Origin of the sequence: Asticcacaulis sp. YBE204, assembly GCF_000495855.1 — a bacterium.
Lineage (GTDB): Bacteria > Pseudomonadota > Alphaproteobacteria > Caulobacterales > Caulobacteraceae > Asticcacaulis.
The window spans coordinates 151,572-164,521 of the sequence record NZ_AWGF01000012.1 but is presented as its reverse complement, the minus strand read 5'-3'; the positions used below and the strand labels follow the sequence as shown (position 1 = coordinate 164,521).

10 protein-coding genes are annotated in these 12,950 nt (G+C 64.1%); 7 read left to right on the top strand and 3 right to left on the bottom strand.

Going from position 1 to position 12,950, the window contains the following annotated elements; translation table 11 throughout:
* Position 1 precedes the first annotated feature (1 nt).
* Genes AEYBE204_RS34575 through AEYBE204_RS34560 form a run of 4 tightly spaced genes read left to right on the top strand, consistent with a single transcriptional unit; the run spans position 2 to position 5,836 of the window.
* On the top strand, positions 2 to 883 hold the full coding sequence (locus AEYBE204_RS34575) for a DUF58 domain-containing protein (RefSeq protein WP_023463203.1): 882 nt from the start codon (positions 2 to 4) through the stop codon (positions 881 to 883).
* Positions 883 to 2,010: a BatA domain-containing protein gene (locus AEYBE204_RS34570; protein ID WP_023463202.1), complete on the top strand. Its 1,128-nt coding sequence runs from the start codon at positions 883 to 885 to the stop codon at positions 2,008 to 2,010. Before AEYBE204_RS34575 ends, AEYBE204_RS34570 begins: the two co-directional genes overlap by 1 nt.
* Positions 2,007 to 4,094, top strand: a complete 2,088-nt coding sequence (locus AEYBE204_RS34565; protein WP_023463201.1) for a DUF4175 family protein — start codon at positions 2,007 to 2,009, stop codon at positions 4,092 to 4,094. The genes AEYBE204_RS34570 and AEYBE204_RS34565 overlap by 4 nt, the downstream gene beginning before the upstream one ends.
* Positions 4,091 to 5,836, top strand: coding sequence for a hypothetical protein (locus AEYBE204_RS34560; protein ID WP_023463200.1), 1,746 nt, complete (start codon positions 4,091 to 4,093; stop codon positions 5,834 to 5,836). Before AEYBE204_RS34565 ends, AEYBE204_RS34560 begins: the two co-directional genes overlap by 4 nt.
* A gap of 139 nt (positions 5,837 to 5,975) precedes the next feature.
* Here the strand turns inward: AEYBE204_RS34560 and AEYBE204_RS34555 are convergent, their stop codons facing one another.
* The 3 genes from AEYBE204_RS34555 to AEYBE204_RS40895 all read right to left on the bottom strand — a co-directional run bounded on the left by AEYBE204_RS34555 (position 5,976) and on the right by AEYBE204_RS40895 (position 8,580).
* Positions 5,976 to 6,950 carry a hypothetical protein gene (locus AEYBE204_RS34555; RefSeq protein ID WP_023463199.1) on the bottom strand — a complete coding sequence of 325 codons (975 nt, stop codon included), beginning with the start codon at positions 6,948 to 6,950 and terminating at the stop codon, positions 5,976 to 5,978.
* Positions 6,951 to 7,062: 112 nt separating this feature from the next.
* Positions 7,063 to 8,328, bottom strand: coding sequence for a S8 family serine peptidase (locus AEYBE204_RS34550; protein ID WP_023463198.1), 1,266 nt, complete (start codon positions 8,326 to 8,328; stop codon positions 7,063 to 7,065).
* Between the two features lie 60 nt (positions 8,329 to 8,388).
* Positions 8,389 to 8,580, bottom strand: coding sequence for a hypothetical protein (locus AEYBE204_RS40895; protein ID WP_023463197.1), 192 nt, complete (start codon positions 8,578 to 8,580; stop codon positions 8,389 to 8,391).
* On the opposite strand from AEYBE204_RS40895, the gene AEYBE204_RS0120610 reads away from it, so the two are divergent.
* The 3 genes from AEYBE204_RS0120610 (at position 8,494) to AEYBE204_RS34540 (ending at position 12,905) form a co-directional block, all read left to right on the top strand.
* The gene (locus tag AEYBE204_RS0120610) at positions 8,494 to 8,943 is read left to right on the top strand and encodes an RNA polymerase sigma factor (RefSeq protein WP_369751906.1); all 450 of its coding nucleotides are present in this window, start codon (positions 8,494 to 8,496) and stop codon (positions 8,941 to 8,943) included. The genes AEYBE204_RS40895 and AEYBE204_RS0120610 overlap by 87 nt on opposite strands.
* Entirely contained in the window at positions 8,940 to 9,623 is a 684-nt protein-coding gene (locus AEYBE204_RS34545) for an anti-sigma factor (protein ID WP_023463195.1), read from the top strand. The genes AEYBE204_RS0120610 and AEYBE204_RS34545 overlap by 4 nt, the downstream gene beginning before the upstream one ends.
* Before the next feature lie 129 nt (positions 9,624 to 9,752).
* Positions 9,753 to 12,905 carry an autotransporter domain-containing protein gene (locus tag AEYBE204_RS34540; RefSeq protein WP_023463194.1) on the top strand — a complete coding sequence of 1,051 codons (3,153 nt, stop codon included), beginning with the start codon at positions 9,753 to 9,755 and terminating at the stop codon, positions 12,903 to 12,905.
* Positions 12,906 to 12,950 lie beyond the last annotated feature (45 nt).

Below are 12,950 nucleotides of genomic sequence, written 5' to 3'. Positions count from 1 at the left end.
CATGACGTTTGACCCGATCCCGCCCGACGTGCGCCACAGGCTGAAAGGCCTGCGCCTCACTGCGCGTCGGGCGTCGGGGGCGTCGGGGATCGGGTTGCACGCCAGCCGGTCGCGCGGCGCAGGGCTAGAGTTTGCGCAGTACCGCGCCTATGAGCCGGGCGACGAATTGCGGCAAATCGACTGGAAGCTCTATGGCCGGTCGGACAAGTTTTTCGTCCGCGAATCCGAGCGCGAAAGCCCCTTGGCGGTATGGATCATCGTCGACGCTTCGGCCTCGATGGGGCAATCGGACACGACCCGTGCGGACTATTCGCGCCTTGATGCCGCCAAGGCCATGGCGGCCTGTATCGCCGAACTGGCCCTGCGTCAGGGCGACCGGTTCGGCCTGATCAGTTTAAGCGACAAAGGTTTGCGCGTTGCCGATCCGGCCAACGGTTTGCGGCAACGCGACCGGCTGCGGCTGGAACTCTACGGCCTGAAACCGGCCGGCGAATTCCCGTCGGCCCCTGCCCTCGCCCCGGTGTGGGAGCGCATCCGGGCGCAGGATCTGGTCATCGTTATCAGCGACGGCTTCGACGAAGCGTGCATCGCCCTTATGGAACGGTTGTCCGCCGCAAGCCGCGAAGTTCTGTTCATTCAGACCTTTACCGCCGAAGAGCGCGACTTTCCTTTCGACGGTGGCTACCGCTTCGAAGACCCGGAATCGTGCACCGAGTTGCTGGGTGACGGCAAGGCTTTGCGTGCCGACTTCCTGCGCAAATTCGCCGCCGCCCGACAAACGCTGGAAGCGCGCCTGACCGCGTCCGGCATCCGCCACACGCACCACTGGCTCGATGAGGTCGTCGATGCGCCCTTGTGGCGTCTGTTCGGCGGAGGCGTCTGATGCCCGGTCTGCTGTTCCCGCTCGGTCTGGCCACGCTGGCCGCCGTCATCCTGCCGCTGGTCATCCACCTGATGCGCCGCGACGAGGCACGACCGGTCGTGTTCGCCGCCCTGCGCTGGTTGCAGGCCAAACCGAAACCGCGCCAGCGGATTCAGTTCAGCGAATGGCTGCTTTTGCTGACGCGGCTATTGCTGCTCATCCTGCTGGCGCTGTTTCTGGCGCAACCCGTTTTAAATCAAGCAGTTGATCAAACGCCCTATATCGCCGTCATGCCCGGACTTGATCCGAAGGCCGCCGTGTCGGACGACAAGGCGCGCGTCCACTGGCTGGCCGTAGACTTTCCCTCGACCGAGACATCCGCCCCCAAAGCGCCAACGGATTTTGCCAGCCTGATCCGGCAACTGGACGCCGACCTGCCAAAGGGCGTTAAACTCACCGTCGTCGTGCCGGAAACCCTGCAAGGGGCGGATGCGGAGCGCCTGACACTTTCGCGCAACGTCGAGTGGCGCGTTGTGCCGGGAGCCATGCCCGCCGCGCAACCGGTTGTCAGCCGCCCTCCAACCCTGTCTATCCGCGCCGCGCCGGATCAGCCGGGGGCCCGCTATTTCCGCGCCGTGGCCACGGCGTGGGAACGCGACGCGACAATCGCGGCTCCGACCGATGCCTTGCCGCCGAAAGATACGGCGCTGGTCTGGTTAAGTGCCGGCCCGCTGCCGGACAGTGTGACAAACTGGGTTAAAACCGGCGGCACGATCCTGCTGTCCAAAGACGTGCAAACGCCCATATCCGACACGCAAACCGTCCTGTGGCGTGATGATGTCGGTGCCCCTCTCATCGAAGGTGCATATCTAGGCAAAGGCCGCTGGCTGCGCTTCACGCGCGGGCTGGCACCGGCGCAGGTACCCGAACTGCTGGAAGCCGACTTTCCCGACCATCTGAAAGCCCTGCTCACCACCCCACCCGCTCCGTCGCGCGTTGCCGCGCGCGACTATGCCCCCCTGAGCGGTCGCGCGGCGTTCGCTCAAGCCGCGACAGAGCTTCAGCCGTGGTTGGCGGTATTGATGGCGCTGCTGTTCGGACTAGAGCGCTGGCTGGCGACATCCTCCCGGCGGAGGGCCGCACCATGAGGCTTTCCCGCTTCACCCGCGCGGCGCGGGGCCAAAGTTTTCTGAACAGTCTGCTGACGGGACTGCCGCTCGTCGCGGTAGCCGGATACATTGCCAAGCGATACGGCGGTCTGGTGTCGGGCCTGACTCTGGCCGGAATTGTCCTCGCCGTCACGGTATTGATCGGCCTGTGGCGGCTGCGCCGGTTTGACCGGGCGTGGGCGGTTCGACAACTGAATGCCCAGCGACCCGACCTCGACGACAGCGCCGATTTGCTGTTCACACCTGACGCGCACCTGAACCCCTTGCAACGTCTTCAGCGCGCCCGTGTTGCCGAACGGCTGGCCACAGGTCATACCGATCTGTGCGAACCATGGTCGGGGTTGCCGATTGCCTTCACAATCGGTCTGTCGGCGCTGTTGATGAGCGCTTACGCGTGGGTTTTGTTGGCCACGTCTCCGTCGCACGTGACACCCGCCGCCACGTCTCACAGCACCGGCGTTCCTGTGAAGTTCATCGCCACACAGATCGCCGTCACGCCGCCCGCCTATACCGGACAAAAACCACAAACGGAATCCGCGCTCGACCTCAAGGCCCCGCAAGGGACGCGTCTGGTCTGGCGGTTGCGGTTCGTGCCGGATACCGAAGGCGTCGAACTGGTCCTGCTCGACGGGCGCAAGATCGCCCTGACGCCAGATAAAGGCATATGGACGACGCAATTGACGCTCGACAAATCAATGCTTTACCGGATTGTGTTCAAAGGCCAGACCGGCACGGCGCCGCTGCACAAACTGGAAGCCACATCCGATCTGCCGCCGAAGATCGAGGTCGTGACCCCGGACCGGTCGCTGTCCATCGTCACGGAAAATCAGACCGTCTGGCCGCTGGTCTTTGCCGTCAGTGACGATTACGGCGTCAGCTCAAGCGCCGAACTGCACCTGACTCTGGCGCAGGGTGAAGGCGAAAACATCACCGTGCGCGAAAAGGTCGTGATCCTGACCAGTTCCGGCGGCGTGAGGGAAAAGCGCTTCGCCACGCAACTGGACCTCAAAAGCCTCGGTTTTGCCAAGGGCGACGACCTGATCGCGCAACTGAGCGTGCGCGACAATCGCGCGCCCTCACCGCAAGGTGTGCGCTCACCCAGCCTTATCCTGCGCTGGCCGTCGGATCTCGGCAACGAAAGCACCGGCCTCGAAGGTCTGGCGCGCAAGACCCTGCCCGCCTATTTCCGCAGCCAGCGTCAGATCATCATCGATATCGAAGCCCTGCTGAAGGAAAAGAAAAAACTGTCGCCGGAAGCCTATCTTGCGCGGTCGGATTCCATCGGCGTCGATCAGCGGCTGTTGCGCCTGCGCTACGGGCAGTTTCTCGGCGAAAGCGCCGAAGGCGAGCCCGAAAACCCGACGGGGGACGGCGATGAACACCACGAAAACGACGGGCATGACCATAGCAACGACAGCGCCACCGCCTTTGGTGACGGGGGTAATGTCGCCGCGACCTATGGCCACATCCACGACGAGGCCGAGGCGGCGACCCTGCTCGATCCGGAAACGCGCGCTCTGCTCAAAAAGGCGCTCGACGCCATGTGGCAGTCGGAACTGCACCTGCGTCAGGGGCGGCCCGATCTCGCCCTGCCCTACGCCTATACGGCGCTCAACTATATCAAGCAGGTGCAGCAGGCGACGCGCATCTTCCTGTCACGCGTCGGACCGGAACTGCCGCCGATCGACGATACCCGCCGTATGACCGGCAAACGCGAGGGCATAATCGGCAATCGTCTGGGCCTCGATCCCGCCCCCGGTCCCGATGCGCCGGTCGTTGCGGCGTGGAGCGCCCTGGCCGAAGTGCCGGGCCGTCCAGCTGACGTGCCGCTCGGCCCGCTGGAGGTGTGGCTACGCGAACACGAAGCGCGGGTCAGCGATCCCTTGAGCCTGTTCGCCGCCATCGACGCCGTGCGGGGCGATCCGGACTGCGCCAGGTGTCGCCATACCCTGCGCGGTCTGTTGTGGGGGGTGCTAACGCGGCCTCCGGCGCAGGTGGTGCGGCGTGACGGTGTAACGCCCTCCGGCGGGCGCTATCTGGATGCCCTGGAGCGACAGCCATGACCCCGTCGCTGATCACCGCGTCTGTTTTGAGCCTGATCGTCCTGATCGGAATGGGCCGCCTGTTGGGGTGGTGGCGAAAGACCCCGCGCGACCGCCGATCCGCTGGGCGGCTGGGCGTGTTGCTGATCGGGCAGCCGCTGTGCGCAGTATTGCTATATCTGACCCTGTTTCCGCCGCCGCTGGCCTCGGCCCCCGGCACGCTGATCGTGGCGACCCACGGCGCGCGGAATATTGCCGCCAAGGCCGGAGACCGGCTGATCGCCCTGCCTGAAGCGACCATCAGCGGCGCGGAGCGCGTGCCCGATCTGGCGACGGCGCTGCGCAAATACCCGGCCACGCGGTTGCTGATCGTCGGTGACGGGCTCACCGCGCGCGACCGGGATGCGGTCAAGGGCCTTAAGGTCGATTTTGACGCCACTCCCTTGCCGCGCGGCCTGATCCGGCTGGATTTACCCGCGCGTGTTTCGCCCGGAGGACGATTCCGCATCGGCGGACAGGCGCACGACCTCAGGGGCGGGACGGTGGAACTGCTCGACCCGGCGGGCCAACTTGTTGACACGCAAACCTTGGCCGCCGACGGAAATTTTGTCGTGAGCGGTACGGCGCGCGCCGGCGGTCCGGCCACCTTTACGCTGCGTCTGCGCGATGCCGGGAAATCGGTCGTGCAAACGCTTGAGGCCCCCGTATGGATCACCGACGGCCCTCCGCCACGCGTGCGCGTCATCGCTGGTGCGCCGGGGCCAGAAGTCAAATATCTGCGCCGCTGGGCGACCGATGCCGGGGTGGCGCTGCACGCTCAATTGACGCTGGGCGGCGGTGTGGAGGCGGGCGATCCGCCTTTGCCCGTCACGGCGGCGGCGTTGCGCGAGGTCGATCTGCTGGTGCTCGACGACCGTAGCTGGGAGGCGATCGGCGCGCCGGGTCGTGCGGCGGTATTGGAGGCCGTGCGCGGCGGCATGGGTCTGCTGTTGCGTCTGACCGCGCCGGTATCGGCGGAGACGCGCGGTCAGTGGGCGGCGCTGGGCCTGCGCCTGAACGGTGCGGGCGACGCGAAGACGGTTACCTTGCCGCAGACGGGGAAGGACACGAAACCCCTACCTCTGACGCGGCTCGATTACCGCATTGACGGCGGAGATACCGCCCCCTTTATCGCCGATGCCGCTCCGCTGGGTGTGTGGCGCGCCGAAGGCCGGGGGCGCGTCGGGGTGTGGACCGTGACCGACAGTTTTGGCCTGACGCTCAGCGGACAGGACGGCCACGATACCCTGTGGGCGGCGTTGTTCACCGCTCTGTCGCGGGCGCCAACCGATAGGCCGGTCCGTTTTTCGGGTCTGGCGAGGGTCGATGAACGGCTGAGCCTGTGCGGTCTTAACGGCACGCTGGAATGGCTGGATAGCGCGGGCGGTTCGGTGACGCCGGTGATCGATCAGGGAACCGGGCCCGAACGCTGCGCCGCCCTCTGGCCGCGTCAGGCGGGCTGGCATCTGTTGCGTCAGACGACCGAGGCCGGATCTTCGGTGCAACCGGTCTTCGTTCATACTGCGGACGCTCTGCCCGGTGTGAGGGCGCAGGAAACCCAGACCGCGACCCGTCGGTTGGTTGCCGACACTCCGGTGAAAGCCGCCGTCACGGTCGGGGCAAGCCGACGAGGTGCCTCATGGCCGTGGTTTATAGGCTGGCTGATCTTTGCGGGCGGTTTGTGGTGGTTCGAACGACGTCGGGCAAAGATAATTTTGAAATGAAAGTAATTTTTATAAAATAAAATATTGATTATTATAATTTAATATTAATTGCAAATCGCAATTTTTATGGAAATCATTATAACTTGCAAAACGCAAATAGCCCGGTCACTTTACGTGGCCGGGCTATGCTTTTCAGATCTTAGTTTTGCGCGGGTGTCTTGCGCGAGACGCTGGCCTTGCCGGAACCGCTGGCATTGGCCGAGACCTTGCCGTCCTTCGCCGAGGCGTCGCCGTTGCCTGAACCGCTTACCGAAGCGTCGATCGTCCCGGCGTCGTTGACGCGGTTCTTCGCCTTGGCCGCGGTGGAGGTGACGGTATCGCGACCCGCATCGGCGGTATTGCGGGCCTTCTGCGCGGCGTTACCTGCCGTTTGTTGGGCGGTCTGGGTCGTGCCGCGAACCTTGCTCTTCGCCGCATTGGTGGTTTGCGAGGCATCGATGGTGGCGTTGCCCCCCAGATCCCCGCTGCCTTCGCCCGAAGCGCTGTTGCCGAGTAGCGAGCCGTTCAGGCCGCCATTGCCCGACGCATTGCCGCCGATATTGCGCGGCTGGTTGGCCTGGTCTACGGCGGACGACCCCGTGCCTTTCACCTTGTTGATGCCATTTCCGGCGAGGGTTTTCGCGTCAGACGTCTTATCGCGCGCCTGTCCGTTCAGGTTTGAGGCCGCGTCGCGAGCCTTGCCCGCCGTCTGCGCACTATCAAAGGCCGCGCCGCCGGTCAGGTCGGCATTGCTCGAGCCCGTCAGAGAACCGGTCAGATTGCCACGTTCCGAAGCCTGATTGCGCAGGGTGTCCGATGCGCCACCCGCCTTTTCGCGGGTCTTTTCGGCGGCGCGGGCGGCCTTGTCGGTCTGACGCTGGGTGCGCTCGGCATCACGTTGCGCGCGTTGGGCGGCGCGATCCACGGTGCCGAGCGTATCCGGCGCACCGAAGGCACCATTCCCGCTGCCTTGCAGAGTGCCACCGATATTACCGGTACCCATGCCGTTACCGAGGCCACCGCCCAATCCACCGTTACCGGTCAGGCCGCCACCACCACCCAGCAACTGTGCATTGGCGCTAAAGGCAACGAAGGAAATGAGAGCGGTCGTGGTGAGGAAGGTCTTGATCTTCATGTCGGTATCTCCTGTGCGTTATGGCCCGCCCAAATCGGGCTATATTGGCGGCCTCACTGGAAACAACGATGCGGTCGCGGAGTTTTCTCCCGACGGTATGAAATTTTTTGAATTATTTTCTTAAACTATTATTTTTATTAAAAATATTTTCACCGACAAATCCGACGCCATAGGTCGTGTCGCGTCCTGCCTTGCCCAGATCGACGGCTTGCGCGCCCAGATCGTTGACGGCCTGTACCGCCTTCGCCGGGTCCGGGGCGGTCAATCGGCGCGACAACAGCCCGGCAACCAGCGGGGCGGCGAACGACGTGCCACGTACCGCGTCGATGCGTCCACCGGGAGCGGCGGCCCATATATCCGACCCCGGCGCGGCGAAATCGACCTGAGGCCCCCGTCCCGCCTCGATCAGCACCTTTTGCCGCGCATCGACGCCGGTCACGCCAATCACCCCGTCGAATGCGGCCGGATAGAGCGGCTTGGCCGCCGGACCGTCATTGCCGACCGCTGCCACGATCAGATGCCCGCGTTTGACCAGCGACCCGATCGCCGCCTTGAGCGGTCCGTTGGCCGGCCCGACGAGGCTGATGCTGATGACCGCCACTTTTTCCCGCGACATCCAGGCCAGCGCCCCTATGATCGCCTCGGTCGAGCCGCCGGTGGGGCGGTTGCCATAGACGTCGGCGACCCATAGTTCGCTGCCGGTGGCCGCGCCGCGGCCATCGGGCCGCGCGATCAGCAGCGCCGCCGTCGCCGTGCCATGCGGGCTGGGGACGGCATTGCCGCCGAAACCCTTCTGAGTCAGTTTGACGCCACGAAAGAGCGGATGGGCCGTATCGATCCCACCGTCGATCAGACCGACGCGACCGGCACCGGCACCACGCACCACACCGGGCGCGGGCGCGCCTGCACCGCCCGACCCCAGATAGATGTGGTTATAGTCATAGACGCCTTGCGGATCGATGCGCGTCAGGCGTTTCAAGGCCTCGCGACCCGACATCCCCTTCGGCGGTGACAGGACGACGACCTCGGCATCCAGATCTTCCAGCGGCGTGGTCCGCAGAAGCGTAAAGCCTTGCGCCTGCGCGGCCCTGATCGTTTCGGCCGACGGTGCCCAGACGACGACCTCGCCGCGCACGGCGACATCGCCTTGCGGCGTGCGCTCCAGCACGTCGGGGTGCTGACGCAATAATCCCCGCGCCAGATCGAGCCGTTGCTGCGTGAAATCCGCCACGCGATCGGTAACCTCGCCGACGCGACCGACGACGCCCTCCAGCGGTCTGACCACGGGCAGGTCGGCCCGCGGCACAGGCAAACCGCCCAACTGCGCCGAGGCCGATCCCGCCGCACCTAACAGCATCATAATCAACAGGCGTCGCATAACGTTACTCCGAGGGTTTCTCATTTAACGCCCGGACGCGGCAACTTGCTGCAATTTTTTTTACAGGTTACGAAGAAAAGTCCGTTGGCCGTTCGTTGATGTCACAGGAGCCCTGAGATCGATCCTCATGCCACCCGCGCCGGAATCGTTGCGCTGCTGCCGCGCCTGCGGCGGTTTGCGCGCGCCCTGACCGGCACTGTCGCCGACGCGGACGACCTTGTCCAGACCGGCGTCGAGCGGGCCTTGCGCCATATGGATCAGTATCAGGACGGCACGCGTCTCGACAGCTGGCTGTTCAGGATCGTCAAGAACAGCTGGATCGACGAGACGCGCAGTCGTCAGCGGCGCGGGCGTGTCTTCGCGCCGGAAGAGGAAGGCGAACATATCGCCGGAACGGGCGCTGCCGCCATCGAGGCGCGGCGCGAATTACAGGAGGTCGAGATCGCCATGCAAACCCTGCCCGAAGACCAGAGACTGGCCATCGCGCTCATCTGCGTGGAAGGTCTGTCCTACACCGAAGCCTCGGCGATTCTGGATGTGCCGATAGGCACCCTGTCCAGCCGCCTGACGCGCGGCCGCGAGGCGCTGATGGCGGCATTGGGAGGACGGCCATGACCTTACCCGAAAAAATCATCGCCTATGTCGATGGCGAACTGAACGACAGCGAACGCGCCGAAGTCGAGGCGCTGGCAACCGGCGATCCGGACATCGCGGCGCAGATCGAGGCGCACCGGGCCTTGTCGGCGCGCTTGTCGACCGCGTTTGGGCCGGTGGCGGATGAGCCCGTGCCCGCCGGTCTGGCCGCCCTGCTGGCCGCGCCGGAGGAACCCAAGGCCGATAATGTCGTCGCCTTTGCGCCGCGTAAGCTGCGTCCGGTCTATATGCAGGTCGCGGGCATGGCCGCCTGTCTGGTCGCCGGGGTCGCCATTACGCTGTTCCTGACGCCGCAGGGCGATTTCCGCCAGACGCATGACGGCCTGATCGCGCGTGGCGGGCTGGACAAGGCCCTGTCCACCCAGCTGGCCGCCGATGTGGATGGCCCGACGCGCATCGGCCTGACCTTTGCCGACAAGGGCGGCAGCCTGTGCCGGACCTTCGCCACCGCCGCCAACGAAGGCATGGCCTGTCGTCAGGACGGCAAATGGCATATCGAGGTCGCCGCCCGCGCCACGACACGTACCGAATTCACCCAGGCGGGTTCGCCCCTGATCCTTCAGGCGGTCGATGCCCGGCTGGAGGGCGATGTCTTCGACGCCGATCAGGAACGCAGCGCCCGCGACAGCGGGTGGAAGTAATATTGCGGGACGGCGAAGCTTTTATTGCGCGGCTGAAATTCTGTTAAGCTCGCGACATTTAAGCGTCCAACTTCCTTCCCACTCTGCCTTTACCAGCTTGACGACATTCATCCCCGCTGAAAGTCGATCATGCGCCCTTCCCGTCTACTCACGGCTACCGCTTTAGGTCTTATATTCGCCTACGCCCCGGCGTTTGCCGACACGACGATTTCCACCGCGACCACGACACCGGTCAAATCGGCGACGATCAACAGCGGCGCGGCGGACAATATCGACATGACCGCCGACGGCTCGATCACCCTGACCAGCGGTACGGCCATCACGGTCAATTCCGACAATACGCTCATCATGAACGGTACGATAGAGATGTCGGGGGCCGAAAGCGGCGCGACCGGCATCCTCATCGACGGCGCGCGCACGACGAAGCTGGAACTGGCCGGGACGATCACCGTCACCGACGACTATACGGCCTCCGATACCGACAGCGACAGCATCGTCGACGGCCCCTTCGCCGAAGGTACCGGCCGCTATGGCGTCCGTGCCACGGGCCGGCTCACCGGCGACGCCGAAATCAGCTCGACCATCACCGTCCACGGCAACCAGTCGAGCGCCATTGCCTTCGAAGGCGGTCAGGTCGGCGACTTCCTGTTCGACGGCACGATCAGCGTCCTGGGCGAAGACAGCACCGGCATCGCCCTGACCGGCCTTCAGACCGGGCAGGTCTATCTCAGCGGCACGATTGGCGTGTCGGGCAAGAATTCTCAGGCCGTGACCCTGTCGGGCGGCATCGACGGCGCCCTGATCATCGATGCATCTATTTCGGGCACAGGCTACCGTTATACCAGCATCGGCGACGACTATCTCGACCTGCTCGACGAGGACGATCTGTACCAGAACAAGGCCTTGGTCAGCGTCTCCGGCAATGTAACGCAGGGCATCCTCATCGGCGGGGCGGTGACCGGCGAAGACGACGATAATGACGACGAAAACGGCAACGGCATCGACGATTCCGAAGAAGGCACGGCGTCTCTGGTCCAGTACGGCAGCAATGCCGCCCTGCTGATCGGCTCGGACTCCAAGGCCATCACCATCGATCCCATCGTCGTCAACGACAGCGCCATCGATCCGGACGAGGTCAATCACGCCCTCGATATCCGCGGTTCCATCGCCAGCTACGGCTATTATGAAGGCGTCGACGCCACGGCGGTGCAGATCTCCGGACTTGGCTATACGACGACCCTGGTCAACGGAATCAGCCTGTCGGGCAGCATCGCGGCCTCGTCCTGGGAAGGCACGGCGCGCGGTCTGTCGCTGCTGAGCGGTGCGGAGGTCGGACGGCTGGACATGTCCGGTGCCCTGACCGCCAGCGTGACGACGACAGATTACGATACGGCCTACGGCCTCGATATTGCGTCGGGGGCCAATCTGTCGGCGCTGACGGTGCGGACGGGCGGTTCGCTGTCGGCCTATGGTTACGGTACGACCGCCAATGCCACGGCGGTGCGCGATCAGTCCAATACCCTGAGTCAGATCACCGTCAACGGCGCGATCTTCGCCAGCCTCACCGCCGGCGATGAGGACGAGGACGACGTCACCGACACCCTCATCAACCGCCCCATCGCCATCGACCTTAGCGGCAATACCATCGCCACGACGCTCGATCTGGTCGACCTCTATCCGGACGATGACGACTACGCGACGCCCTATATCAGCGGCGATATCAAATTCGGTTCCGGCAACGACGTCCTCAATCTGAGCGGCGGCTATATCTACGGCAATATCGATTTTGGCGCCGGTGCCAACAGCCTCAATATCGACGATGGCGGCATCATCATCGGCAAGCTGAGCGCCGCAGGCACCGTCGCCGTCGATGTCGAGGATGGCCGATTGGGTCTGGCCGCCGGGTCTCAGCTCAATGTCACCTCTCTGCATCTGGGCAGCGAGGCGGAACTCTACATGGTCGTGCAGACCGCCAGCCCGACCTCGGCCCTGCTGATCAATTCCGGTGCCACGACCTTCGATGACGGTGCCAGTGTTTACCTGTCGCTCGACAAGATCATCCAGACGCCGACGCGCTTTACGCTGATCACCGGCAGCAACATCGATTACGGTAATCTCGATCTCGATAATCTCGACGGCAATGTGCCGTGGATCTACAAGGCGACGCTGGCGACCGGCACCAACAATACCAATCTCTACGCCGATTTCCGCCTGCGCACGCAGGCTGAGTCAGGCCTGTCGGTCAATGAATATACCGCTTTGTCGGCCGTCCTGACGGCGGCAGCGACCAATAGCTATACCACGGCGACCATCCTCAATACGACGGTGCAGGCCGACTTCATTCAGGCCTATGCCGCCTTCCTGCCCGACTATTCCGGCGAAAACCTGCTCACCCTGTCGCGCGGCCATCAGGCCCTGGGGCGGACTCTGGAGCGTCAGGCCTATCTGCCGGTCAATGGTGAGACGCAGTACTGGCTTCAGGAATTTGGCTACAAGACGACGCGCGATCGCGGCGAGACGACCGGCTTCGACGCCACGGGCTTCAGCTTTGCCGGCGGAGCTGAACGGGCGGTCGGCGAACATCAGGCGGCAGGGGTGTTTATCTCCTATACCTCGACGGCGCCGAAGGACACCTACGCCACGGCTTACGAGACCACGACGGCGCAGGACATCACCTTGGGCGGCTACTGGCGCGTACAGGCCGGGGATTTCCGCGGCTGGGCCACCGCCGGGGCGGGCCGGACCTTCTTCAACAGCGACCGGCAATTGATTTCGTCATCGGTCGCGCTGATTTCCGAGTCCAAGTGGAACGGCTACAGCATCAACGGCAGTGTGGGGGCGTCATATCGGGTTGGCCTTGGTCCGATCAGCCTCAAGCCTCTGGTCTCGGTCGATTTTTACGGCCTCAAGGAAGACGCGCGGTCCGAGTCGGGCGGCGGTTCGGCCTTCGACCTGACGATAGAGGAGCGCACCAGCCACATCGCGACCAGCAGCGCCCTGCTCTATCTGGGGCGCGGCGACAAGACCGGCCTGTTCCAGCCCGAAGCCTGGGTGGGTTACAAGAACAACTTCTCGGTCAAGGCGGATGATACGACGGCCAGCTTCACGGGCGGAACGCCGTTCACGCTCACGGCAGGCAATCTGAAAGGCGGTGCGCCGGTGATCGGCCTGCGCATGTCGGCGGGCAACGAATATGGCTATCTGTCGCTTGAGGCCGAGGGCGAAAAATACAGCGAGTATTCAAACTATTCGCTGAGTTTGCGAACCGGATTCCGGTTCTAAATATGACGAAAGTTGGATGTACTCCCTCCTCCCTACGTAGTGGGG